Source organism: Catellatospora tritici, assembly GCF_019083965.1.
Taxonomy (GTDB): domain Bacteria; phylum Actinomycetota; class Actinomycetes; order Mycobacteriales; family Micromonosporaceae; genus Catellatospora; species Catellatospora tritici.
The window spans coordinates 172,992-197,786 of sequence record NZ_JAHRCY010000006.1; the positions used below are offsets into that span (position 1 = coordinate 172,992).

General features: G+C 71.5%; 22 protein-coding genes. 4 read left to right on the plus strand and 18 right to left on the minus strand.

The window, feature by feature from the left end; genetic code table 11:
- Positions 1-7 precede the first annotated feature (7 nt).
- The 3 genes from KUA19_RS15570 to KUA19_RS15580 all read right to left on the minus strand — a co-directional run bounded on the left by KUA19_RS15570 (position 8) and on the right by KUA19_RS15580 (position 2,530).
- On the minus strand, positions 8-424 hold the full coding sequence (locus KUA19_RS15570) for a hypothetical protein (protein ID WP_217396708.1): 417 nt from the start codon (positions 422-424) through the stop codon (positions 8-10).
- A gap of 22 nt (positions 425-446) precedes the next feature.
- On the minus strand, positions 447-1,031 hold the full coding sequence (locus tag KUA19_RS15575) for a DinB family protein (RefSeq protein WP_217396709.1): 585 nt from the start codon (positions 1,029-1,031) through the stop codon (positions 447-449).
- Positions 1,032-1,105: 74 nt separating this feature from the next.
- Positions 1,106-2,530 (minus strand): SigE family RNA polymerase sigma factor, encoded by a 1,425-nt coding sequence (locus KUA19_RS15580; RefSeq protein ID WP_217396710.1) that lies wholly within the window; start codon positions 2,528-2,530, stop codon positions 1,106-1,108.
- A gap of 108 nt (positions 2,531-2,638) precedes the next feature.
- Here KUA19_RS15580 and KUA19_RS15585 point away from each other — a divergent pair, with 108 nt between their 5' ends.
- Complete coding sequence (locus KUA19_RS15585) at positions 2,639-3,004, plus strand: ArsC/Spx/MgsR family protein (RefSeq protein WP_254549500.1); 366 nt, start codon at positions 2,639-2,641, stop codon at positions 3,002-3,004.
- On the opposite strand, the gene KUA19_RS15590 is transcribed toward KUA19_RS15585, so the two are convergent.
- From KUA19_RS15590 to msrB, 3 genes are all read right to left on the minus strand, one after another.
- Complete coding sequence (locus tag KUA19_RS15590; RefSeq protein ID WP_217396712.1) at positions 3,001-3,483, minus strand: DUF4231 domain-containing protein; 483 nt, start codon at positions 3,481-3,483, stop codon at positions 3,001-3,003. The genes KUA19_RS15585 and KUA19_RS15590 overlap by 4 nt on opposite strands.
- Positions 3,484-3,561: 78 nt before the next feature.
- On the minus strand, positions 3,562-3,726 hold the full coding sequence (locus KUA19_RS15595; RefSeq protein WP_217396713.1) for a hypothetical protein: 165 nt from the start codon (positions 3,724-3,726) through the stop codon (positions 3,562-3,564).
- A 55-nt stretch (positions 3,727-3,781) separates the two neighbouring features.
- A complete protein-coding gene (msrB, locus tag KUA19_RS15600) occupies positions 3,782-4,195 on the minus strand; it encodes a peptide-methionine (R)-S-oxide reductase MsrB (protein ID WP_217396714.1) in 414 nt (137 codons plus the stop codon).
- A 29-nt stretch (positions 4,196-4,224) separates the two neighbouring features.
- Between msrB and ligD the strand changes: the two genes are divergently transcribed.
- A complete protein-coding gene (gene ligD / locus KUA19_RS15605) occupies positions 4,225-5,253 on the plus strand; it encodes a non-homologous end-joining DNA ligase (RefSeq protein ID WP_217396715.1) in 1,029 nt (342 codons plus the stop codon).
- A 52-nt stretch (positions 5,254-5,305) separates the two neighbouring features.
- Here the strand turns inward: ligD and KUA19_RS15610 are convergent, their stop codons facing one another.
- The 4 genes from KUA19_RS15610 to KUA19_RS15625 all read right to left on the minus strand — a co-directional run bounded on the left by KUA19_RS15610 (position 5,306) and on the right by KUA19_RS15625 (position 10,470).
- A complete protein-coding gene (locus KUA19_RS15610; RefSeq protein ID WP_217396716.1) occupies positions 5,306-6,838 on the minus strand; it encodes an alpha/beta hydrolase in 1,533 nt (510 codons plus the stop codon).
- A 36-nt stretch (positions 6,839-6,874) separates the two neighbouring features.
- Positions 6,875-7,939 (minus strand): ATP-dependent DNA ligase, encoded by a 1,065-nt coding sequence (locus tag KUA19_RS15615; protein WP_217396717.1) that lies wholly within the window; start codon positions 7,937-7,939, stop codon positions 6,875-6,877.
- 150 nt (positions 7,940-8,089) lie between these two features.
- Entirely contained in the window at positions 8,090-9,781 is a 1,692-nt protein-coding gene (locus KUA19_RS44560; protein WP_217396718.1) for a sensor histidine kinase, read from the minus strand.
- A complete protein-coding gene (locus KUA19_RS15625; RefSeq protein WP_308167461.1) occupies positions 9,778-10,470 on the minus strand; it encodes a response regulator transcription factor in 693 nt (230 codons plus the stop codon). The genes KUA19_RS44560 and KUA19_RS15625 overlap by 4 nt, the downstream gene beginning before the upstream one ends.
- Positions 10,471-10,660: 190 nt before the next feature.
- Here KUA19_RS15625 and asnB point away from each other — a divergent pair, with 190 nt between their 5' ends.
- Positions 10,661-12,529, plus strand: coding sequence for an asparagine synthase (glutamine-hydrolyzing) (gene asnB / locus KUA19_RS15630; protein ID WP_217396720.1), 1,869 nt, complete (start codon positions 10,661-10,663; stop codon positions 12,527-12,529).
- Positions 12,530-12,574: 45 nt separating this feature from the next.
- Here the strand turns inward: asnB and KUA19_RS15635 are convergent, their stop codons facing one another.
- Complete coding sequence (locus tag KUA19_RS15635) at positions 12,575-13,012, minus strand: hypothetical protein (protein ID WP_217396721.1); 438 nt, start codon at positions 13,010-13,012, stop codon at positions 12,575-12,577.
- A 616-nt stretch (positions 13,013-13,628) separates the two neighbouring features.
- On the opposite strand from KUA19_RS15635, the gene KUA19_RS15640 reads away from it, so the two are divergent.
- Complete coding sequence (locus tag KUA19_RS15640; protein ID WP_217396722.1) at positions 13,629-14,165, plus strand: P-loop nucleotide/nucleoside kinase family protein; 537 nt, start codon at positions 13,629-13,631, stop codon at positions 14,163-14,165.
- Between the two features lie 24 nt (positions 14,166-14,189).
- On the opposite strand, the gene KUA19_RS15645 is transcribed toward KUA19_RS15640, so the two are convergent.
- The 7 genes from KUA19_RS15645 to KUA19_RS15675 all read right to left on the minus strand — a co-directional run bounded on the left by KUA19_RS15645 (position 14,190) and on the right by KUA19_RS15675 (position 24,477).
- Entirely contained in the window at positions 14,190-15,509 is a 1,320-nt protein-coding gene (locus KUA19_RS15645) for an MFS transporter (RefSeq protein ID WP_217396723.1), read from the minus strand.
- Positions 15,510-15,607: 98 nt separating this feature from the next.
- Complete coding sequence (locus KUA19_RS15650) at positions 15,608-16,912, minus strand: MFS transporter (protein ID WP_217396724.1); 1,305 nt, start codon at positions 16,910-16,912, stop codon at positions 15,608-15,610.
- Positions 16,913-16,990: 78 nt separating this feature from the next.
- The gene (locus KUA19_RS15655) at positions 16,991-17,890 is read right to left on the minus strand and encodes a DNA-3-methyladenine glycosylase family protein (protein ID WP_217396725.1); all 900 of its coding nucleotides are present in this window, start codon (positions 17,888-17,890) and stop codon (positions 16,991-16,993) included.
- 144 nt (positions 17,891-18,034) lie between these two features.
- A complete protein-coding gene (locus tag KUA19_RS15660; protein ID WP_217396726.1) occupies positions 18,035-18,988 on the minus strand; it encodes a hypothetical protein in 954 nt (317 codons plus the stop codon).
- 24 nt (positions 18,989-19,012) lie between these two features.
- Positions 19,013-21,490 (minus strand): AAA family ATPase, encoded by a 2,478-nt coding sequence (locus KUA19_RS15665; protein WP_217396727.1) that lies wholly within the window; start codon positions 21,488-21,490, stop codon positions 19,013-19,015.
- 64 nt (positions 21,491-21,554) lie between these two features.
- Complete coding sequence (locus KUA19_RS15670) at positions 21,555-22,715, minus strand: exonuclease SbcCD subunit D (RefSeq protein WP_217396728.1); 1,161 nt, start codon at positions 22,713-22,715, stop codon at positions 21,555-21,557.
- 10 nt (positions 22,716-22,725) lie between these two features.
- Positions 22,726-24,477 (minus strand): ATP-binding protein, encoded by a 1,752-nt coding sequence (locus tag KUA19_RS15675; RefSeq protein ID WP_308167462.1) that lies wholly within the window; start codon positions 24,475-24,477, stop codon positions 22,726-22,728.
- Positions 24,478-24,795: the final 318 nt, after the last annotated feature.

Here is a 24,795-nt window from a genome sequence, read left to right on the forward strand (position 1 = left end):
GTACGGATCAGTCGTCGCCGGCGTCGAGGCGCCGCCGCAGCATGACCTCCAGCGGCATCGACTCGCCGTCCTTGCCGCCCGCGCCGATGACCAGCGGTGGGTCCGACGGTGCCACCTGCGCGCCGAGCAGCCGCGCCCGCAGCGAGGACGGGACGCCGAGCACGTAGTAGTTGCCGTCGACGTCCACGGCCAGGCCCCGGCCGCGGTGCACGTACCAGCCGCGCAGGCCGGTGCGGTAGCGGCCGCCGCCGTCGTACGCGAACGCGGTCAGCGCGGTGGTGCGCAGGCCGCGCTCGCGCGCCTGCGTGACGAACCGCTCGATCATGACTCTGGCCTTGGCGACCTCGGCCGCGCGGCGGCGCTCGTCGGCCGCGGCGTGCTGCGCCACGGCGTGGTCACGCTGCTGCCGCCACTGCTCGTCCACGGCATGACAGTAGCGCGGTTGATCAGAGCGTCGACACCGGCGGCTGCTGCGGCCGCCACGGCTTCAGCCACGGCGTCTCCGGCCAGCCCTCGGCGGCCGCCATCAGCGGAAACGCCGTCGCGCCGTCGATGCTCTCGCGCACCATGTCGGCGTGCCCGGCATGCCGGGCCGTCTCCTCGATCACGTGCAGCAGCACCCAGCGCACCGACCAGGCGGCCACGTCCTTGGGGAACCACGGCACCCCCTGGGGCACCGGCACCGGGTCGCCCAGGTCGGTGACCAGGGCGACCGCGGCGGCCGTCGCCACGGCCACAGTGTCGTAGCGCTCGATCACCCCGGCCAGGGTCTCGTCGAGCCCGAGGCGGAAGCTCGCCTCATAGTCCAGTGGCTGGCCAGGGCGCTGGAGCATGGTGTCGATCCACTGTGTCTCCATCGCGGCGCAGTGCTTGATCAGCCCGCCGACGCTGAGCGAGCCCGCGGTCGGGGTCAGCCGGGCCTGCTCGTCGGTGAGGCCGTACGCGGCGAGCTTCAGCACCTGCCGCTGCTGGTCCAGGTAGGCCAGCAGGCCTTCGCGCTCGTCGGCGACGGGCGGAACGAGTCCGGGCATGATCGATATCTCCCTTTAAGGATGTATCATCTTATTCCACCGTAACGGGCGCGAGGCGGACCCGCGCCGACCGGTCACCCCCAGGCCTGGACGATCGCGACGAACCAGTCCCCGGTGGTGTGCAGCGGCTCAATCGATACCGTGACCTGGTCTTCCGGAGAGATGGACGGGAAGTCGTTGGGCCCGCCGACGTAGTAGCTGAGCGTGCGCTGGTCGTAGTCCCACCAGTTCATGTCCTGCACGGGCCCGCCGTTGACGCTGATCCGCAGCACGCCGGGCGTCTGCGAACGGCCGATGATCTGCAGGCCGCCCGTCCACTGCAGCTTCACCTGCCGATTCGTGCCCTGGTCCAGGATGACCGCCTGCGGGGGAGCGTCGGCGGGATCGCGTATCAGCGGCTCCAGCGCCGGGGGTCGGGACGGCAGCGGATACTGCTCGAACGGCACCGGCTCGCCGATGCCCACCTCCATCTTTCCCAGCCGGTCCAGCGTCGTCCAAGGCTTCTCGAGCACCAGTTTCACCGTCACCTCGACCGGCTCGCCCGGCCGCAGCGTCAGCGACGACAGCTTCACCCGATCGGTGCTGTAGGCGCCGGACCAGGACTCGGTCGTACACCTGACCTGGAACACCTGCACGCCGTCGACCCGTGCGGTCATCGTCAGCGCGTCCGCCGCGGGCGCGTGGTCGCAGGCGCCGTAGACGATCACCGGGTCGGCGTCGGCGGGAGTCCAGGTGAAGCGCATGGTGTCGCCGAGGGCGTAGGGCTGGGACTCGTGCGCCACGACCCGGTTGCCGTCGACGTATACCGCCCCGTCCCGGTCGGGTGCCCCGGTCGAACGGGAGACCGCGGGGTCGGGCAGGGAGTGCCGCCGTACGCCCGGAATCAGCATCAGGCCCAGCACCACCGCGATCACCAGCGTCGCCGCCGCGGCGGTCGCGAGGCGGCCGTTGCGACGCTGCCGGACGCGCGCCCGTACCCCCGCCAGGCGCTCGTTTCCGGCCGGGGCGTCGTCGATCGGCACCGGCAGCAGCGTCGGGTCCAGCCGCAGCCGGGCCAGGCCCTTGGCCGCGTGGCTCTTCACCGCGCCCGCCGAGATGCCCAGCGCGGCCGCGATGTCGGCCTCGCTCAGGTCCTCGAAGTAGCGCAGCACCAGCACGGTCCGCTGCTGCCGGGACAGGCGGCCCAGCGCCTGCCACACCCCGTCGCGCTCGGCCAGCCGGTCCTGCGGCGCACCGCCGACGGTCTCGGGCAGCACCTCGGTCGGCCGCTCGCCGTGCCAGCGGCGGCGCCACCAGGAGTTGTAGGTGTTGGCGAGAATCGCCCGCACGTACGGCTCCGGGTCGCCCTCGATGCGCCGCCACGCCGACCACGACCGCACCAGCGCGGTCTGCAGCAGGTCCTCGGCATGGCCGTGGTCCCTGGTCAGTGCGTACGCGGTGCGCAGCAGCCCGTGCGACCTCGCCAGCACGAACTCGTCGAACTCCGCCTTCTCGGCCATCCCCGCCTCGTCTCCCGTCGGTTGGACAGGATGACGTACCGGGTCGGGGGCCTGCCCGGTTGCCCCTGCGGCGAAGAATTTTCGGTAGGCGAGGATGGGCGGGTGGAGATGTGGAACAACCCGTCGTGCTCGAAGTGCGCGACCGCACGGGAGACGTTCGAGCTGGCCGGGGTGCCGGTGCGGCTGCGGTCGTACCTGACCCAGCCGCCGACCGCCGCCGAGCTGGTCGAGGTGCTGGACCGCTTGGGCGCGCAGCCGTGGGACGTGTGCCGCCTCGCCGAGCCGGTCGCGGCCGAACTCGGCCTGGACGGCTGGGACCGCGACGAGGCGAGCAGGCCGCGCTGGATCGACGCGATGGCCGCGCACCCGCAGCTCATCCAGCGGCCGGTCATCCTGCTCGACGACGGCGGCGCGGTCGTGGGCCGCAGCACCGAGGCGCTGCGTACGGCAGTCGAACGCGCGGGGGAGAGCTAGGCGGGCTGGCGCTCGGCGTCGGCGTTGGCGCGGCGGGCGCTGCGCTGGTCGGCCCAGCGCATCGCCTCGTCGGCCACCAGCGCCTCGACGTTCTCGACCAGGGCGGCGTCGGGGCGGTTACCGTCGTATGGCGCGTTGCCCGCGCTCCACAGCACCGCCTCGCGCTGCAGGGCGATCAGGGTGCCGCTGCTGCGGATCCAGTTCTCACCCGGCCGCAGCAGCTGGCGCAGCCCGGCCAGGATCGCCACCAGCGCACCCAGCACGGCGGTGACGGTGGTCGCGGCACCCAGTGCGGCCGCGGCCGGGATGCCCGCGGCCAGCACGACCGTGGTGCCCTCCAGCAGGTAGTTGCCACGGCGCTGCTTGCTGACCTGGCGCTGGTACCAGGACAGACGCTCGGTGACGCTGAGCGGCAGGCTGCTGCCGCCGGGGCTGGTCAGCTGCTGCCACCAGTGCCTGTGTGCCGTGCCGTCCGCCACCGCCGGTCCCTCCTGTCCCAGGAATTCCCGATGATGGTGGCACGGCGCACATCGCGGCACCAGTCCACAGCGGACCGATCAGCTGTCGTTGTTGCTACGACGGCCGAGCGCGTAGGCGCCGAAGCCGAAAGCGATGAGTACGACCAGGCAGATGCAGCAGGCCGGGCCGCCCGAGACATTCAGATACGGTCCGTCCGCGACCACCGACGCGGCCTGAGCCGCCGTTCCCCCGAGCAGTGTCATGGCGCCCAAGGTAAGCGGAGTGTCAACAGCCGTGCCAAACGCGGGCGGGATCAGGTCAACCGACCTGGCTGTCCGACGACGGCTCCAGGTCGAGGCTGATCGAGTTGATGCAGTAGCGGGCGTTCTTGGGGGTGAAGCCCTCGCCGTCGAAGCGGTGCCCGAGGTGGGAGTCGCAGTTGGCGCAGCGGACCTCGACCCGCACCATGCCGTGCGAGCGGTCCTCGATGTAGCGGATGGTGCCCGGAATGGCCTCGTCGAACGACGGCCAGCCGCAGTGGCTGTCGAACTTGGTGACGCTGTCGAAGAGCTTCGCGCCGCAGGCGCGGCAGCTGTACGTGCCCGGGGTCTTGGTATCGACGTACTTGCCCGTCCACGGTGCTTCGGTCCCCGCTTGGCGCAGCACCCGGAACTCCTCAGGATTGAGGCGCACGCGCCACTCGTCCTCGGTCAGGTGGCTGATGTTCTCCATACCCGCACAGTACGCGGTAGGTTCGTGCCATGCCCAAGGCGGAAGCGCTCGAGTTCGAGGTCGGTAATCGATCGGTAAGACTCAGCAGCCCGGACAAGATCTACTTCCCCGAGCGCGGCTACACCAAGCGGGACGTGTTCGAGTACTACCTGGCCGTCTCCGAGCCGATGCTGCGGGCCATGCGCGACCGCCCCACCGCGCTGCAGCGCTTCCCCGAGGGCATCGAGGGAGAGATGTTCTACCAGAAGCGCGTCCCGACCCGGGGCGTGCCGGACTGGATCACCACCGCCGAGATCAAGTTCCCGTCGGGTCGCAAGGCTGACGAGCTGTGCCCGAAGGAGCCCGGCGCCCTGCTCTGGGCTGCCCAGATGGGCACGGTCGTGTTCCACCCGTGGCCGGTGCGGGCGCCCGAGACGGAGCTGCCCGACGAGCTGCGCATCGACCTCGACCCGCAGCCGGGCACCGACTTCGGCGACGCGGTGCACGTGGCCGGGCTGGCGCGGGAGGTGCTCGCCGACGCCGGTCTGACCGGTTATCCCAAGACCTCCGGCGGGCGGGGCGTCCACATCTACGTGCGTATTCAGCCGCGGTGGTCGTTCATCGACGCGCGGCATGCCGCCATCGCGTTCGCGCGGGAACTGGAGCGACGCGACCCCGACCGGATCACCACGGCGTGGTGGAAGGAGGAGCGGGGCGAGAAGGTGTTCATCGACTTCAACCAGATGGCGCGGGACCGGACCATCGCGGCGCCGTACTCGCTGCGCGCGAATCCCCGGGCCACCGTGAGCACGCCGGTGACCTGGGAGGAGCTGGGGTCGGTCGAGCCGGATGACTTCGACCTGCGTACGGTTCCGGCCCGGTTGGCGAAGGTCGGGGATCCGTACGCGGGGATGGACGAGGTCGCGCACGACCTGTCGACGCTGCTGGAGTGGTGGGAGCGCGACGAGCGCGACAACGGCCTCGGCGAGATGCCGTACCCGCCGGACTACCCCAAGATGCCCGGCGAACCCATGCGGGTCCAACCCAGCCGCGCCAGGGACTCCGGAAGCGAGGGTTAAGAAGGGCCCCTTCCACCTCGCAAAGCGATAAGAAGGGGCCCTTCTTGCTCTGTTACTGGGCGGGGCAGACGGTTCCGGCGGGTGGGACCTTCAGGTCGATCAGGTACTGGTTGACGGCGCTGCTGATGCACCGGGTCTCCGGATACGCCGTGTGCCCCTCGCCGTCCCAGGTCAGGACCTCGCCGGTGCCGAGCATGTCGGCCAGCTTCTGGGTCTGCTCGTAGGGTGTGGCCGGGTCGCCCTTGGTGCCGACGACCAGGATCGGCGGTGCGCCCTTCGCCTCGCCGGTCGGGAACGGGTCACGCGGTCCCGGCCACACGGCGCAGGTCAGCATGCCCAGGGCCAGCGGCGCCCCGAACATCGGGTACTTCTGCCGCCACTCCTCCTGGTACTTGCGGATCTGCTCGACCGGCACCGGCTTGGCCTCGTCGGCGCAGTTGACGGCGGCGTTGGCGTCGAACAGGTTGGTGTAGACGCCGTTGTCGTCGCGGTCGGCGTACGAGTCGGCCAGCGACATGATCGCCCCGGCCTTGCCCTCCTGCAGGTCGCCGATGGCCTGCCCGAGGTCGGGCCAGCGGGCCTTGGTGTAGAGCGCCGACACCACGCCCCAGAAGATCCAGCCCGGGGTGGCGTACCGGCCGTCGCTGTTGCCGACGGGCTTGGTGCGCGCCTCCTCCATCAGCTTCATGACGACCTCGCGGGCGTTGCCGTCGATGGGGCAGCGGCTGTGGTTGTCGTCGCACCAGGTGGTGAAGTTGTCGAAGGCCCGCTCGAAGCCCATCGCCTGGCTCTGTGCCGAGGCGGTCGAGTCCAGGGTCGGGTCGACGGCCCCGTCGAGGACCATCGAGCGGATCCGGTCCGGGAACAGCTGTGCGTAGACGGCGCCGAGCAGTGTGCCGTACGAGTAGCCGAGGTAGTTGATCTTGTCTTCGCCCAGATCCTGGCGGATCTTGTCCATGTCCCGGGCGGCCTGCTCGGTGGAGAACTTGTTCAGGCGGTCGCCGTACTTGGCCTCGCAGCCGTCGACCATCCGCTTGGTGAGGTCCTTGTTCTGGTCGAACTCGGGCTGCGTCTTCGGATCGGGGTCGGCGCCGAACGTGGCGTCGAGATCGGCGTCGGAGAAGCAGTCGACCGGGTCGGAGCGGCCCACCCCGCGCGGGTCGAAGCCGACGATGTCGAACCGCCGGGTGACCTCGGCGGGCAGGCCCCGGGTCAGGTACGACGCCAGGTCGATGCCCGAGGCTCCCGGGCCGCCGGGGTTGACCATCAGTGAGCCGATGCGGTCACGCTGATCGGTGGCGCGGGCGCGCATCACCGCGATGTCGAAGGTGTTGCCGTCGTCGGGCTTGCTCCAGTCCTGCGGCACCTGCACCGTTCGGCATTCGAAGGTGTATCCGGACGGTGCCTTGCCGAGCAGCTCGGCGGGCACTTCGGGGCACAGCCGCCAGCCCGGTTCCGGGCTGGCGGCCGCTTCCGGGCGGCGTCCGAAGTCGGGCAGCGGTAGCACACACCCGGTCAGGGTGGTGGCGGTCGCCACCAACGCGACGGACAGCCGCACCACGCGGTGATCGATCCTGAGACGCACGAGCGTGTTCACTCCCCCCAGTGGATTCGCCCGAGCCTACGGGGTAGCCAGTACCTCGTCGACGTTGAGGCTGATTGGACGGTCAAGCTGGTCGTAGCGGCAGGACTTCGGTTCGCGGTCGGGCCGCCAGCGCTGGAACTGGGCGGTATGGCGGAACCGGTCGCCCTCCATGGCGTCGTAGCCGACCTCGACCACGAGTTCGGGGCGCAGCGGCTCGAACGACAGGTCCTTGGTGCCGCTCCAGCGGCTGGGGGCGCCGGGCACCCGCTGGCCCTCGCCCGCGACGGCCCACGGGTGCTCGGTCGGGTTGCGGTACGGCTCCAGCTCGTCCAGCAGCTCCTTGCGGCGCGCGGCGGTGAACGACGAGCTGACGCCGACGTGGTGCAGGGTGCCGTCGTCGTCGTACAGGCCGAGCAGCAGCGAGCCGACGATCGGGCCGGAGGTGTGGTAGCGGAACCCGGCGACCACGACATCGGCGGTACGCGAATGCTTGAACTTGAACATCAGCCGCTTGCCGGGCACATACGTCATGTCGGCGGGCTTGGCGATCAGCCCGTCCAGCCCGGCACCCTCGAACGCGGTGAACCACTCGCGCGCGGTGGCGGCGTCGGTGGTCACCGGCGTCAGGTGCACCGGCGGCGTCACGCCCTTCAGCACGTCGGCCAGCAGCGCCCGGCGCACCGAGTACGGCTCGTCCATCAGCAGCCGGTCGTCCAGTGCCAGCAGGTCGAACGCGATCACGTCGGCGGGCGTCTCCACCGACAGCTTCTTCACCCGCGAGGCAGCCGGGTGGATGCGCTGGCCCAGCAGGTCGAAGTTCAGCCGGGGGAGCTGCCCTTCGTCGCGCCGGATCACCACGATCTCGCAGTCGATCACCGACCGCGGCGGGAACTGCTTCTTGACCAGCTCGACGACCTCGGGAAAGTACCTGGTCAGCGACTTGCCGCCGCGGCTGGCGAGCTCGACCTCGTCGCCGTCACGGAAGATGATGCAGCGGTAGCCGTCCCACTTGGGCTCGAACGTCATACCCGGTTCGTCAGGCAGCTTCGACACCGGCTTGGCCAGCATCGGCTCCAGCGGGGGGAGTACGGGCAAATCCATACCCCCAGTCAACCAGCAAACCCCCCACCCCGGGCACAACCACCCATTTTCCCAGCTCTCTCCCCGCCTCCTCCCCGCCCCCACACAGGTTGATCATGAAGCTTGGGACGTGCTCGACGGTGTGTCCCACCCCCGCCAACGTGATCACCTTCAGTCGACGGGGTCGGGGCCGTCGTGGGCGGGCAGGCGGATGGTGAAGGCGGTGCCCTGGCCGACCTCGCTGGTCAGCGAGATCTCACCCTGGTGGTCCAGCACGATCTGGCGGGTGATGGCCAGGCCGAGGCCGCTGCCGCCGCTGCTGCGGCTGCGCGCGCGGTCCGCGCGCCAGAACCGGTCGAAGACGTGCGCCCGGTCGGCGGCCGCGATGCCGCTGCCCCGGTCGGTCACCGTCAGCAGCGCGCTCTGCCCGGACCGGGTGGCCGACAGGGTGACCGTCGAGCCCGCGCGGGAGTGCCGCACCGCGTTGGTGACGAGGTTGCCCAGGGCCTGGCGCAGGCGGTACGCGTCGGCCCGGACGAAGAGCGCGGGATCGGGGGCGACGACCTCCAGCTCGATGGCGGCTGTCGACGCCGACGACAGATGCGCCCTACGGCAGCTGTCCAGCAGCTCGCCGAGGCTGACCGTCGACCAGTGGTAGCGCAGCCGGCCGGCCTCGGCCAGCGCCAGCGTCTGCAGATCGTCGACGATCCGCTGCTGCAGCAGCACCTCCTCGTGCAGCGAGTGGAACAGGGCGGCATCGGCGGTGACCAGCCCGTCCTCCAGTGCCTCCAGATAGGCGCGCAGGTTGGACAGCGGCGTACGCAGCTCGTGCGCCACATCCGCGATCATGCGGCGCTGCTGCTCCTCGCTGCGCTGCAGCGAATCGGCCATGTGATTGAAGTCCAGCGCCAGCTGCGCCAGCTCGCCGCCGCCCGTGACGGCGACCCGCTGGTCCAGGGCACCCTGGCCGAAGCGGCGCGCGGCCAGCGTCAGCTCGCGGATCGGGCGCAGCACGTGCCGGCTCAGCAGCAGGGTGCACATGATGATCGGCACCGAGACCACACTGACCGCCAGCGCGATCGGGGTGGCGGAGATCGCCGTCGTGTCGGCGGCGACCGCCAGTTGCAGGGGCTCGGGGCCGGTGCCGCTGATCCGGGTCAGGAACGCCTCCTGCAGGCAGGTCTGCTCACCTGCCGCGGCGGTCGCCTTGGCGCGGCGGGGGTCCTGGGCGGAGCTGTCAGCCTGTGCCGTCGGGTCGCACTGCGCCACCTGGGCCTCATCGTCGGTGAGCGCGCGCGGCACGCTCACCAGGCCCGCCTGGCAGTCCTGGACGACCACCGGCGGAGCGGCGACATAGGAGAAGGTCGGCACGCCGCGGGACACGGAGATGGCGACAGGGTCGACGCCGCTGCGGGTCAGGCACGCGGCGAAGCGGATCTCCTGCCGGTAGCGTTCCATCGACTCCAGCACGAGCGTGCGGCCCTTGCCCCACTCCGAGTCGGTCAACTCGAACTGCGGCCGGGCGTCGATCGGGGCGGTCAGCTCGGCCACCGGCGTGACGGGCTGGTGGAGCAGCAGTGCCGTGTCGACGATGACCACCCGGGTCTGCTGCGTCTCCAGCCGGATGCGCTTGCCGGTCTGCTGCGCGAGCTGCCTGGCCAGGTCCGCGACCCGCTCCCAGGTGCCATGGTCACGGCCGTACTCGGTGATCCGGTCGGAGATCTCGCGCAGGGTCTGCTGCTGCGTCTGGGTGGAGGCGGCGACCTCGCTCTCGGCGAAGCGCAGGGTGAGGTAGGTGCTGACGCCCATGGCCACGAGCGCCACCAGGGCGACGAGGACGAAGACCCGGATCTTGAAGGTCACGCCGGTGCCTGCGGCATGCGGTAGCCCCGGCCGTACACGGTCTGCACGTAGCGTGGCTCGGCCGGATCCTGCTCGATCTTGCGGCGCAGGTTCATCACGTGCACGTCGACGGTGCGCTCCAGCACGTCCTGGTCGAAGCCGAAGGCCCGATCGATGATCTGCGCCCGGGTGAACGCCCGGCCCGGCTCGGCCGCCAGCACCTCCAGGATGCCGAACTCCTTGGCGGTCAGCGCGACCGGGCGCCCGTCCACCCGCACCTCGAAGCGCGCCGCGTCGACGACCAGATCACCGACGATCAGGGGCGCCTTGGCCTCGGCGGCGAGGGCGCCTGTGCGGCGCAGCAGCGCGCGGATCCGGGCGACGAGCTGGCGCGGACTGTACGGCTTGGTGATGTAGTCGTCGGCGCCGACGTCGAGCCCGAGCAGGATGTCGTTCTCGGTGCTGCGGGCGGTGAGCAGGATGATCGGCACGTCCGACTCGGCGCGCAGGATGTGGCACACGTCCAGCCCGTCGACCAGCGGCATCATCACGTCCAGCACCACCAGGTCGGGACGACGCGCCCGGCACTGGTCCAGCGCGGCGCGTCCGTCGGCCACCGACAGCACGCTGTGCCCTTCGTGCTCCAGGTACATGCGAATGACGTTGGCCTGCTTGGGATCGTCCTCCGCGACCAGGATCCGAGCTGTCACGCCCCACCTCCCCATCGATCTGCGGGCATTGTGCCCGCACTGCTGTGAAGGACCTGTTAAGGCCCGACCGGGTTCCACCAGGGCATCTCGGAATCGGGCGACATCGTTCCCACACCACATCTTGATGAGGCCTTAACAGGTTGCTCCATACCTTTCCATCGATTGCCTACGACGGGAGGAGGGCACCAGGATGTGTGGCTTCGTAGTCTTCATCAGCGCCTCGGGCCAGGTTGAGGTGTGCGACGCGGTGGCGGCGGGATTGGACCTGATCCGGCACCGCGGACCCGACGACACGGTCGTGACGGTCCCGCAGCCCGGACTGACCATGGGTTTCCAGCGGCTGGCCATCATCGACGTCGACGGCAGCCGCCAGCCGCTCACCCACGCGCAGCGCTGGGACCTGTGCTTCAACGGCGAGATCTACAACTACCGCGAGCTGCGCGCGGAGCTCGTCCGTGAATGCGGTGCGGTGTTCGACACGGCCGGTGACGCCGAGGTGCTGGCGGCGGCGTTCCACCACTGGGGTCCCGAGGCCGTACGGCGGCTGCGGGGGATGTTCGCGTACGTGCTGTGGGACCGGCAGGAACGCCGCCTGTACGCCGGACGGGACCCGTTCGGCATCAAGCCGCTGTACTACACGCTGACCCCGGACGGGTTGTGGCTGGCCAGCGAGCGCAAGTCGATCCCGGTCGGCGGGGCGTTGGACGCCGACGCGCTGGCCCACTACGTGTCGATGCAGTACGTGCCGGAGCCGTACACGATGAGCGTGGACGTGCGCCGGCTGCCCGCCGGCTGCTCGCTGACCTACGAGCCCGCCGGTCCGGTCCAGGTGCACCGCCACTTCCAGCCGACCTTTGCCGCGGCCACGGGGGCCGACGAGAAGGTGCTGGCTGGGCAGCTGCGCGAGGCACTGCGCGACAGCGTACGCGCGCACATGGTGGCCGACGTGCCCGTCGGGGCGTTCCTGTCCGGCGGGGTCGACTCCAGCGCGGTCGTCGCCCTGGCCGCCGAGGTGAAGCCGGACCTGCAGGTCTTCTCGGCGGGGTTCGACGTCAACGGCTACTCCGAACTGGAGCTGGCCCGCGACACCGCCTGGGGGCTGGGGCTGCGGTTCACCCCCACCGTCGTCACCGCCGAGGACGTGCTGCGCGAGCTGCCCCGCATCGTCTGGCATCTGGACGACCCGCTGGCCGACCCGTCGCTGATCCCGCTGTACTTCCTCGCGCGCACCGCCTCCGAGCAGGTGCGGGTGGTGCTGTCGGGCGAGGGCGCCGACGAGATGTTCGGCGGGTACGAGATATACCGCGAGCCGTTCGCCACCGCGCCGGTGCAGCGGCTGCCCCGCTCCGTGCAGGGCGCGCTGCGCCGCGTCTCCGACGCGATGCCCGAGGGTGTACGCGGCAAGAGCTACCTGGCCCGCGCGACCACGCCGCTGGAGCGGCGCTACTACGGCAACGCCCGGATGTTCGACGCCGACCAGAAGGCACTGCTGCTGCGCGACCGGGCGGCGGCACCCCGCACCGACGTAACCGACGAGGTGTACGCCCGCAGCGCCGACCTCGACCCGGTCAGCCGCATGCAACTGATCGACCTGCGCACCTGGCTGCCCGGCGACATCCTCACCAAGGCTGACCGCATGTCCATGGCCCACTCGCTGGAGCTGCGCGTTCCCTTCCTGGACCGGCGCGTGTACGAGGTCGCCAGCCGCATCCCGGCGGCCATGCGAGTCTCGCCCGACACCACGCAGACCAAGAAGCTGCTCCGCGCGGCCGTGGCCGACCTGCTGCCCGCCCCGGTCGCCCAACGCCGCAAGGTCGGCTTCGCCACCCCCGCCCGGGTATGGCTACGCGGCGACATCGGCGACTGGGCCCACGAGCTGCTGTCCACCTCCGCCGCGTCCGAACACCTCGACCTCGAATACGCCCGCAGCCTCCTGATCGCCCACCAGCGCTCCGAGGCCGACAACTCCCGCAAGGTCTGGACCGTCCTGATGTTCTGCCTCTGGCACGACACCTTCATCACCCAGTCCACCCCCACCCCACTACTGCGTCGATCATGAACCTATGGCACGGCTCGACGGCGTGTCGGCGGCACAGCTTCCTGATCACATGTCGCCGACCGCCAGGAGGAGCTGGAAGGGGAGTTCTTTGTCGGCTTGGCCGACCTCGAGGCACACGTGGCGGCCGGAGCGGTGCCAGAGTCGGACGTCGCGCCAATAGTGGGATAGCAGGCTGACCAGCGGTGGCTCCGATGCGTCGGGTGGTATCGACTTGCGCAGCGCCAGCAGGTCGACGTCCTCCGGCTGGCCCCAGCGGTCGGTCAACGCGGCGGCGAGCAGGTCGCGGACGGCTTCGTACTCGTCCAAGGTCTGCTCCCAGAACAGGTCACGGTCTTCGGGATCCCAGAAGTCGCGGCTGACCATCAGATTCACGGCGTACAGGCCCGGCTGTGCTAAGTCGCCCGGCGCTACTTGCGGCGGCACCTCGGGGTACGGCCGGAGTACCAGTTCCTCCGCGAGCTCGACCCACGCGCCGATGTCCATGCGGTGATCCTCGGGTAGGTCAGGCCAGAAGAACAACCGGGAGTAGGCGCCCGAGCGCAGGCTCAGCCGCGGCACCTGGCGCCCGGCTGGCGGTTGGCGGGTTGGCCGGTTGGCGGCTGGCGGTTGGCGGATTGGCCGGTTGGCGGCTGGCGGTTGGCGGTTGGCGGCTGGCGGTTGGCGGCTGGATGATTGCCGTCCTCGGTCACTATGTCGCCTGCAGGTCCAGGTTCTGACCGACCATCGAGATCATCGACCGAAACGACCCCGAAGATCGCGGCCTCCGGTCACAACACTGCACGGCCTGCCGACCGAAACCCACTTTCCGCCCACAAGCGCCGATCACCAACGAGAGTCGACGCATGGGGTGGCACAGGCCCGCAACCGGACCCTGGACCTGGTTAGCCTGGCCGAGGTGTCCGCCGTGACGGGTGTCCGCCGTGACGGGTGACCGCCGCGAGGCGACCGGGTACGCGGGCCAGGCAGTTGCCAACGTCGAAGCGATCACGTCGGCCCGCCTCGATCGCCGCATCGTCGACCTGGGCCGCTTGCCGGGCCGGGCACCTCAGCCGTCCTGACCACGCGAAGTGCCCGGACCGAGACCGGGCAGGATGGCGAGATGAGAGAACGACCCACCCTGTATGTCCTGATCGGCCTGCCCGGGGCGGGTAAGACGACCAGGGCCCGCGAGCTGGAGCGCGAACACGCCGCCCTGCGGCTGACCCCGGATGAGTGGATGATCCCGCTGTTCGGCGAACCCGAGGCCGACGGCCGCCGCGACGTGCTCGAAGGCCGCTTCATCTGGCTGGCCATGCGCGCCCTGCGCCTGGGCGCCAACGTGATCCTGGACTTCGGCGTATGGTCCAAAGACGAGCGCTCTGCCCTCCGCCACCTCGCAGGCCAGGCCGGTGCCGACTGTGTCCTCGTCTACCTGCCGATCGACCCGGCCGAGCAGCTCGCCCGCGTCGAGTCCCGCCAGGCCACCGACCCCGGCTCGACCTTCCCCATCACGCCCGAGGACCTGGACGAGTACCGGCGGCTGTTCCAGGCCCCGGACCGCGCGGAACTGGCGGGTGAGCGAGTCGAGCCGCCCCCGGCGGGCTGCGCCGACTGGGCCGCGTGGGCCTCGGCGCGCTGGCCGACCTCCTTCGCGTGAGGGGGTCGGCCCCGCAGCGGCGGGTCAGGCGTTCTCCGGTACGGGCTGGGGCGCAGGCTCGGACACCGGCGCGTCGACGGTCTTCCCGCGTAGCGCGAGCGACGCGTACACGCCGCCGAGCAGCACCATCACCCCGGCGCCGGTGAGGATCAGGTCGAAGCGGCCGAACGTCAACGGCCCCGCCTCCACCTTCACCCCGATCAGCGACCCGGCGAGCAGGCCCGCCAGCCCGATGCCGATCAGCTGGGACAGTTCGCGTACCGGGGCGAGGATGGCCATGACCCGGCCCAGCATCGACCGGTCGACCACCCGCATCAGCAGCGCGCCGAAGGCCGAGTTCAGCGCGCCGAGGGTGAATCCGAGCACGAAGATGGTGGCCAGTCCGGCGATCAGGTTGGTGGAGCGGGCGTATGCCAGGAGCGTGAGCCCCGCCGCGACGATCCCGCCGGAGAACACCGTGGTCTGGCCGAACCGCTGCGTCAGCCGCCCGGACAGCAGCGCCCCCACGATGATGCCCGCGCCGACCGCCGTACCGATGAAGCCGAACCGGATGTACGGGCTGTGCAGGTTCTCGGTGAGGAAGAACTGGTTGACGGTGTTCAGCGCGCCCATGCCCACGGTGACGATGACGACGGCGACCAGCACCACCCGTACGAACGTGTTGCGCCACGAGTAGGCGAGGCCCTGCCGGAACTCCTGCCGGAAGCTGGTGTGCTCGCTCAGGGCGGCGGGTTCGTGCTGGGCGGGCGGTCGGATGGTGCGCAGCACCGCGTACGAGCCGACGAACGAGAGCGCGTTGATGAGCAGCCCCCACTGGAAGCCCACGGTGACCAGCAGCGGGGCGGCCAGCGGCGGTCCGATGAGGGCCGCGGTGGCGTTTGTCGCCTGTCCGATGCCCATGGCCCGGGCCCGGTCGGCGTCGCCCTCGACGATGTCGCGGATCAGCGTGATCCGGGACGGGTAGAAGAACTGGGACGCCACGCTGACGCCGAAGATCATCACGTAGCTCAGGGTCAGGATGGCCGGTACGGGCAGGGTGCCGGCAGGCAGGAACACGGCGACGACCAGCACACCGACCAGGACGGCGCGGATCAGGTCCGCGGTGAGCATCGTGCGCAGTTTGCTCCACCGGTCCACGAAGACTCCGGCGACCGGCGCGAGCGCGACAGTGGCGATCGAGCTGACGGCGAGCACACCGCCGGCGGCCAGTGCCGCGAGCGGATCATCTTTCTGGAAGAGAACGGAACCGATCCACAGCAGCACGGTCGTGTCGAAGATCTGATCGCCGATGCTGGAGATCAGATCGCCCGCCCATAGCCGCCGGTAGTTGCCATTGATCAGCATTCACCGATCCTCGCCGACGGCCGCCGGTGCTGCCTGCCCTCGGTGTCACGGTTGGCTATCGATGCGGCCCCCGGCGGCGGGGCGGGCAGGTGCTCGGGTCAGGCCGCCTCCGCGGCGGGGGTCGCGGGCGCGTGCCGGGCGTGGCCGCGCAGAGCGAGGCCCGCGTAGACCCCGCCGGACAGCACCAGCAGTCCGGCCGCGGTGAGGAGCAGGTCGAGCCGTCCGAACGTGAGCGGGCCGACCTCCAGTCGCAGGCCCGCGAGCGACCCGGCGAGCAGGCCCGCCACCCCGATCCCGACCAGCCCGGACAGCTGCTGCAGCGGGCTGAGGATGGCGATGACCCGGCCCATCATCGCCCGGTCGACCGTACGCATCATCAGCGCGCCCAACGACGCGTCGAGTGCGCCGACGAAGAGGCCGAACAGGGCCATGACAGTCAGCGCCGCGGCCAGGCTCGGACTGTGCGCGTACGCCACGAGCGCGATCCCGGCCGCGACGATCCCGCCCGCGAACACGGTGACGCCGCCGAGCAGTTGCGTCATCCGCCCGGCCAGCAGCGCTCCGACGATGACGCCCGCGCCCATCGCGGCGCCGACGAAGCCGTACCGGCTGGCGGGGCTGTGCAGATTCTCGGTGAAGAAGAACGGGTTGAGCGTGTTCAGCGTGGCCCCGCCCGCTGTCACCATGAACGCGGCGACCAGCACTGCCCGCACGAACCGGGTGCGCCACGCGTATGCGAGACCTCGGACGAACTCCTGGCGGAAGCCCGGCCGCTCACGGAGCGCGGCATCGTCGGCGAGCGCGGGTGGCCGGATGGTGCGCAGCACCGCGTACGACCCGAGGAACGACAGCGCGTTGATCAACAGTGCCCATTGGAAGCCGACGGCGAACAGCAGCGGTGCGGCCAGCGGCGGGCCCAGGATGCCGGCGGTGGCGACGGTGGCCTGGCCGATGCCTGCGGCGCGGGCCCGGTCGGCGTCGCCTTCGACGATGTCACGGATCAGCGTCATCCGCGCCGGGAGGAAGAACTGGGCGGCCACCGTGGCCGCGAAGATCAGTACATAGACGAGCGTGAGCATGGCCGCGACGGGCAGGGTGCCGTCGGGTAGGAACGCGGCGACGGTCAGCACGCCGATCAGCGCGGCGCGGACCAGGTCGGTGCGCAGCATCGTGCGCAGCTTGTCCCACCGGTCGACGAAGACGCCCACGAAAGGCCCGACGAGGACGGTGGCGGCGGAGCGTACGGCGAGAACACCGCCGACAGCCAGCGGGGCGAGCCGGTCCCCGGGCAGCAGGACGAAGCCGATCCACAGCAGCACGGTCGTGTCGAAGATCTGGTCTCCGACGGTGGACACGAGGTGTCCGATCCACAGACGACGGTAGTTGCCATTGATCAACCGCATGCGTCAATGCTGGCCCATGGCCTGCTGCCGTGCTGCCCCCACATATCTCGGTTCGGCAACACGCCCTGCCGGGACGGGTCAGAAGGAGCGGAAGTCGCGGATCGGCAGGCGGGGGCCGTACTTCGGGGCGCCGAGGCCGGACATCTCGATCAGGTGGCAGACGCGGCCGCGCTGCCCCGCGTACGGTGCGAGCAGCTCCAGCATGCGGGCGTCGGTGCCGCGCGGCTCGCCGGCCAGCGCGTAGCAGACGAAGTTGGGCAGGTGGAAGTCGCCGACGCTGACCGCGTCGGGGTCGCCGTGCACGACCGCCGCCGCCTCGGCCGCCGTCCACGGGCCGATGCCCCGGATCGCCAGCAGCCGTGCGGTCAGCGACGCGCTGTCGGGGCACGCCTCCAGCCGTGCCGCCTGCGCGGCGACGCGGCACAGCGTGTCGGCCCGCTTCTGCTCCAGCCCCAGCGGATGGAACTCCCAGTAGGCTGCGGCCGCGATCACCTCCGGGTCGGGCGGCAGGTAGAGCCGCTCCACCGGCCCGGGGGCGGGAGTGCTGAACCGGCGCACGATCGCCGCATATGCCCGGTAGGCCTCGGTGCCGGTGACCTTCTGCTCGCAGACGGCGCGCAGCAGCCGGGAGAAGGCGAGACCGGTGGCGGGCAGGCGCAGCCCGGCGTAGTCGCGGGACAGGCGGGCGACCAGCGGATGCGCCTGGGCCAGGTCGCTGAAGCCGGTGAGGTCATCGCGTAGCCCGGCGATGGCGTCGGCGCGCCCGAGTAGCCAGGCGGCGCCCGGCCCGTACCCGGTGGTGATCAGCTTGCCGCCCGCCTTGTGCAGGCCGAGCGTGCCCGGACCCTGCGGGGTGCGCGCGGCCAACCAGTAGACGCCGTCGACCCAGCGACTGCACGGGTCATGGCGGCCGAGGCTGAGCTGCGCGAGCGTACCGGCGATGTCGTATCGCTCGGGCAGCTCCCACTCCTCGGTCACGCCCTCGAATGTGCCACTCCGCGATGACCTTCCGCAGGTCGGGGTCTGTCGGCGGCCGCAGTTTCGGGGAAAGTGCAGGAATCCGGCGCAAGATTCGTGCACTTTCCCCGAAACTGCACGTTCCGCCGCGCGGGGCGCGCGGCGTCAGGCGGCGGGGGTGGTGCGCTGGGCGGCGATGACCAGGGAGCGGTGCAGGAGTTTGCCGTCGCCGAGCAGGTGGCGCAGCTTGCGCTCCAGACCCGCGATCGGTACGAGGTTCTGCGGCGCCCTCGGATCCTTGTACGGCAGCGACGCGAACCGCGGGATCGTCGCCGTCGACAGGTCCGCCAGCGTGATCGCCTCGTGCTCGGGCACCTCCGCCGAGCACTCCACCCGCACGATGCCCGCCCACGGCGACCCGCCCGCGTGTGGCAGGCGCAGGTACCAGGTCAGGCGCTCGTATACGCCGGTGATCCGGAAGACGGGGGTACGCTGCGCCGCGCGCAGCGCCGCGACCACGCTGATCAGCCGGTCGGGCAGGTACTGCTTCTGCTGCGTCTTGATGTAGCCCAGGGTGCGGGGCAGAGCGTCGCGGCTGCGCAGCGGTCCGTCCACGATCAGCAGGTCGCCGTCGGTGCGCAGCTGTCGCGACACCGAGATCTCCAGCTCGGTCAGCGCCCGCTGCACGCCGTTGGACAGGTCGGCCTCGTCCGCGCCGATGATGGACTCGGCCTTGTAGCGGGCGGCCTGGCCGCAGTCCACGTCGGCGGCCGCCTCGGCGGCGGTGAACAGGGTCCGCTCGACCTTGACGCCGGTGACGCTGGCCCCGGCGCGCTCACAGCGCACCACGCCCGCCGCGTATGAGCAGGCCAGGCCGGGGCGGGTGACCCCGTCGGCGTCCTCGATCCACAGGCGGGCGTCGGTGCGGCGTACGCCGTCGACGAGCAGCACGCTCTCCGGGGCGGTGACGCCGGGCGGGGGGTCCAGGGGACGCCACGCCCCCGCCGGGAGCTCGATCTCGGCGTCGAGCTTGGCGGAGCTGGTCTCGGCCGGACCGCGTTCGGCCGCGTCGAGGCTGGTGCCGAACCCCGGATCCCAGGCGTCCACATGGAACTTCATGACAGTCTGTGTACCAGAATCCTGCTATCCAATTCTTTCCACACGGGCTGTTCGCGCATCCTTCGTGATCTCGAAACGTACCGGAATGCGTTCTGCCAGGGCCTGCACGTGCGTCACCACCCCCACCATCCGGTCGCCGCTGGCGGCGAGGTTCTCCAGGGTCGCGGCCACCGTGTCCAGAGTGGACGCGTCGAGGGTGCCGAAGCCCTCGTCGAGCATGATGGACTCCAGACTCGCCGTCGGCGACAGACCGCCGAGCTGGTCGGCCAGCGCCAACGCCAGCGCCAGCGACGCCTGGAATGTCTCGCCGCCCGACAGCGTCCGCACCGTACGTCGCAGCCCCGCGTCGTGGTGGTCCACCACGTAGAACTCGCGGTCGTCGTGGATCAGGTCGTACTGCCCGCTGGACAGCTCGCGCAGGATCGCCGACGCGCCGTCGACCAGCGCGTCCAGCGCCTCCTGCAGCAGCCACGCCTCGAAGTTGTTGGCGCGCAGGTGGTTGGCCAGCGCCGTGGCGACCTGCCGGTCGGCCTCGACCGCCGCCCGCTGCGCCCGCAGCGCCTCGGCCTGGGCGCGGCGCTCCAGCAGCACGTCGTGGCCGCTGACGGCCCGCTCGACGGCCACCGCCGCGTCGCGCTGGTGCGCGCCGGGGCGGGGAACGGGCAGCCCGGCGGCGGTGAACAGCTCGTCGAGGACCGACTGCGCCGAGGCGGCCTGGGCGCGGGCGGCGGACAGGCGGGCCCGTTCGCCGTCGCGTTCGGCCTGGGCGGCGGTGGCCTGCTCGCGGGCCCAACCGGCCAGCGCGGACCAGGCCGCGGCGAGGTCGTCGCGGTCGGCCGGGGGCGGGGTCAGCGCGGCGACCGTGTCGCGTACCCCGTCGAAGTGCCGCCACGCCGCGGCCATCCGCTCGGTCGCCTGCTGGGCTCGGGCCGCCGCCGCGCGCTGGGCCTCACGGGCCTCGCGCAGACGACCGCGCGCCTCGGCCAGCTCACCGCGCAGCGCCTCCACCGAGGCCAGGTCGGCGCGCAGCGTCGGCACCGGCGCCGCGCCCTCCAGCAGTCGGGCCACCTCGGCCGCGCGCCGGGCCAGCTCCTCGCGGCGGACCGTGGCCTGGTCCAGGCGCTTGGCCGCCTCCAGCACCCGGCGGTCCAGCTCGGCGCGGCCGTTGCGAGCCGTGGTCAGGGCCTGCTCGGCCTCGGCGACGACCTTCTTCGCGGCGTTCATCGCGGGCTGGTCGGGCATCGCCGGGACGGTGGCCACCGGCTGCGTGCACACCGGGCACTCGTGCCCGGCCACCAGGTCGCGGCGCAGCCAGGCGGCCCGGTCGGCGGTCTGCGCCACCAGCATCGCCTGCTGGGCGCGGTCCAGGCCGTCCTGGGCGGATTGCTCGCGCTCGGTCGCGCCCCGCTGGGCGGCCAGCGCCGCCTCGTGCACCTCGCGGGCCTGCAGCGCGGTCGCGTCCAGCTCGGCGAGCTTCGTCGACAGCTGTCCCGCCTGCACGTGCGCCTCCAGCAGGCTGCGCAGGACGGTCGGGTCGGGCGCGTCGTCGAGCTGCGTCCGCAGCTTGTCCTCGGCCTCCTCGGCGGTGCCCGCCGCCACGGCCGCGTCGGCGGCGGCCGTCGCGGCGGACTTGGCCGCACCGGCCAGCGTCGCCGCGTCGGCGGGGGCGACCACCGAGGTGAGCACGGTCAACCGGCGCTCGGCCGCGGTCGTCGCCTCGGCGACCAGCTCGACCTCGCGCTGGGCCTGGGCCAGGGCGGGCAGGGCCGCCTCGACGTCGGCGGCCAGTCTGCGGGCGGCATCCACCCGCTGCTCGGCGGCGGCCAGGGCCTCGTCGGAGGCGGCGGCGGTCAGCTCGGCCAGCACGGGTTCGGTCGCGGCGAGCTTGCCGTTGGCCTCGGTGACCAGGGCGGCGGCGCGTTCGCGGACCTTCTCGTACACGTCCAGGCCCAGCAGGCGGACCAGGATCTCCTGCCGCTCGGCCGGGCGGGCGTGCAGGAACGCGGCGAAGTCGCCCTGCGGCAGCACCACGCACTTGGTGAACTGGTCGTATGGTAGGCCGACCACGTCGGCGACGGCATGATCGAGCTCGGCCGGGGTCCCGGCCAGCGCCTCGCCCAGCTCGTCGAGCAGGTCGTCGCCGTCCAGGGTGGACGCGTCGAAGCCGGGAGACAGGGCCTGCAGACCGGCGGCGCGGGTGGCGACGCGGCCCTTGCCGTCGCGGCGGACCACCCGGGTGGCCGCGTACCGGGTGCCGCCCGCCTCGAAGATCAGCCGGACCGCCGCCTCCGACGCCGACGGGGCCAGCGCGTGCGCGACGCTCTTGCCGCCGCCCCAGCGCGGGGCGGTGCCGTACAGCGCGAAGCAGATCGCGTCCAGCAGCGTCGACTTGCCCGAACCGGTCGGGCCGACCAGGGCGAAGAAGTCGCAGTCGGTCAGGTCGACCGTGGTCGGCTCCCGGAACACCGTGAAGCCGCGCAGATCCAGCCGCAGCGGCCTCATCGCCGGTCCTCCCGTCGGTCGGCCCGACGAGCACGTGGCCCCGCGGTTCCCTCGTTACGCTCGGTCACGCGCTCACCTCCGTGTACAGCCGCTCGAACAGCGCGCGGGTGGCCTCGTCGGCGTGGCCGCGGTGCTTCAGGTAGTCGGCGAACAGCTCCGGCGCGCTGCGGCCGGTGTGCCTGGGGCGGGCGTTGCGGGTGGCCGCGTCCGGCAGCATCGAGGTGTCCACCCGGATCTCCAGCGCGCGCGGGAACAGCTCCTGCACCTGTTCGCGCAGCCCGGCGCGGGGCGGCTCGGTGACGTATACGCGCAGCCAGGGCTCGTCGTCGAGCTGCTCGGACATGACCGCCAGGTCGGCGAGCGTGCCGCGCAGCGTACGCAGCGGGACCGCGTCGCCCAGCGGCACCGTGCGCGCCTTGGCCGAGGTCTGTGCGGTGACCTCGACGATCGTCACGCTGGGCCGGTTCTCCTCCTCGCCGAAGTCGACCGCGATCGGCGAGCCGCTGTAGCGCACCGGGCACGGGCCGGGCAGCAGCTGCGCCCGGTGCAGGTGCCCGAGCGCCACGTAGTGGGCGTTGGACGGGAACACCGTCGCGGGCACCGAGTAGCCGAGGATGCAGTGGGCGTCGCGCTCGCCGCCACCCATGGTGCCGCCGGTGACGGTCAGGTGGGCGGTGACCAGGTTGACCGTGTCCGGCTCGATGAACGCCTCCTGTGCCAGCCGCCCCAGCAGCCGCGCCAGATGATCGGCGTACGTCGCCTGGGCCTCGGCCTCGGTCAGCGAGAACATCTCCAGCGCGCGGATCGCGTACCGCTGGGACAGGAAGGGCAGGGCCACGCAGCGCCACTTCTCGCCGCTCGAGGTGGTGCCGGAGACGATGTGGTCGGCGGGGTGCTCGCTGATCCGGCCGCGCAGGATGATCCCGGCCGCGTCGGCCCAGGAGCGCAGCGCGTCCAGGGCGGCACCGTTGTCGTGGTTGCCCGCGATCGCGAGCACCTCGGCGCCGGTGCCGCGCAGCGCGCTCAGCGCCCGGGTCACCACCTTCGTCGCCTCGGGCGAGGGCGCGGCCACGTCGAACAGGTCACCGGCCACGATGATCAGGTCGGGACGCTCGGTCTGGGCGACCTGGACCACCGCGTATAGCGCGGCGATCTGCTCGGACACTCGCGAGCGCCCCTTGAGCACCTTGCCGACATGCCAGTCGGAGGTGTGCAGGATCTTCACTCGGCGCCTCTCAGAACGGGATCTCGTCGTCGGACATGCCGTTGCGAGCGCCGGAGCCGACCACCGCGAACGGGTCGGTGGCGCTGACCAGGCTGGCCATGGTGGCGCGGGGTGCGGGACCGGCCTCGCTGGGTCGGGTGGCCCAGGCCGGGAAGGGGAACTCCACCGCCAGCGGCACCGGGATCTCCGGCTGGCCGACGAACATGGTGCCGGGCTTGGCCAGCAGCACCCGCTGGCGCTGGGCCGGGGGCAGGAAGCCGTACTCCGGGCGGCCCGCCTCGGCCGGGTCGAGCCGTCCGACGACGCGGATCGCCGAGTTGCCCACGATGCGCCGCTCCACCTCCGAGGCGGTCTGCTGGGCGCCGATGAGCACCACGCCCAGCGAGCGGCCGCGCTCGGCGATGTCGAGCAGCACGTCCTTGATCGGGCTGGAGCCGTCGCGCGGGGCGTACTTGTTCAGCTCGTCGAGCACCACGAACAGCAGCGGCTTGGCCGAGCCCGCCTTCTCCTTGCGCTCGAACTCGGTCTTGAGCGTGACACCGACCACGAACCGCTGCGCCCGGTCCGGCAGGTTGTGCAGGTCGACCACGGTGACCTGGGCGCTCTCGGCGGTCGAGATGTTGTGCGCGCGGCGCTCGGGCAGGTCGCCGCGGATCAGCCGGGCCAGGTCGCGCTTGCTGTTGATCAGGCGCCGGGCGAACGCGTTGATCGTGCCCACACCCACCGAGCTGCCCGCCCACATGCCGCGGGTGTCCTCGTCGTTGAGCTGCTCCACCAGGTGGTCGACGAGCTGCTCGTAGCTGGACAGGCGCGAGCCGTCCAGCGAGATGCCGCCGTCGGTGGGCACCGCGTGCTTGGCCAGCTGCGCGGTCACCGAGTGGACCACCATCGTGTACTGCTGGCGCTCGTCGTCGGCGTCGGCGAACACGTACGGCAGCAGCCGGTCGGTGCAGAACTGGGCCAGCGTCCAGTAGAACGGGTCGACGCCGGTGAGGCGGCTGGCCACGTCCGGGCTGCCCGACGGGTCCCCGGCCCGCGCCGGCGCGAACACGCTGACCTGCGGGAACGGCCCGGCCTCCAACCCCAGCTTGTGGTACGCCGCGCGGGTCTTCTCGTCCAGCCGGGTGTTCTGGTGGTCGAGGAACAGCAGGTCCTCGCCCTTCACGTTGAAGATCAGCGCCTTGGTGTTGACCGCGTCCCCGCCGAACACCCCGGACCGGAACACCGAGTAGAGCAGGAACGTGGCGAAGCTCGTCTTGGTGGCGACGCCGGAGATGCCGGAGATGGACACGTGCGCGCCCCGGCTGCCGTCGAGGAAGTCGGCGTTGAGGTAGACCGGCATCCCGTCGCGGCCGGTGCCGATCGGCAGGCGGCGCTGCATCCGGTCGAACGACAGCGCCCCGTCACGCGCCTCGCCCTCGGCCCGGTAGGCCACGGAGCCGGGCAGCGGAGGCACGTACACCTCCGGGTCGACCCGGGTCACGGTGACCTCGGCCGCCTCCTGCACCTGCGCCGGGAGCATGCCGTCGGCGATGGCGAAGACGTCGGAGTCGAAGCTGGCGCCCTCGTGGCGGGCGCGCACGCTCGTCACCACCCCGGCGATGGTGACCATGCCCTGGTCCGGCAGCGACCGCTGGGTCACCACCACATCGTCGAGCTGCAGGTATGACCCGTCGGCGACCGCGACCCAGAAGGTCAGCGGGCTCGCGTCCTCGGTACCCAGCACCCGTCCGACGGGTGTGCCCGGCTGCTGTCCACTCACCCGCACGACCCTAGCGGTCACCGGCGACAAAGCCAGCCTCGAAGCCCCGCGTCAGTGACCAGGACCGCCGAATCTGTCGCCCCTCCGACCCAACCGCCGCCACCTCCGAGACCGCCACCACGCATCAAGATCGCTACCAGCGGTCAAAAAGTGCTCTTTGGCCACACTTTCTGACCGGCAATAGCGATCATGCGAACTCCACTCGCCCCCGAGATCCCCCGAGGTCCCCCGCGCCGTCCACCCGCCAGGCCCAAGCCGCACTTCCGGGGAAACTGCACGAATCGCGGCCTCCATTCCCGCACTTTCCCCGAAACTGCA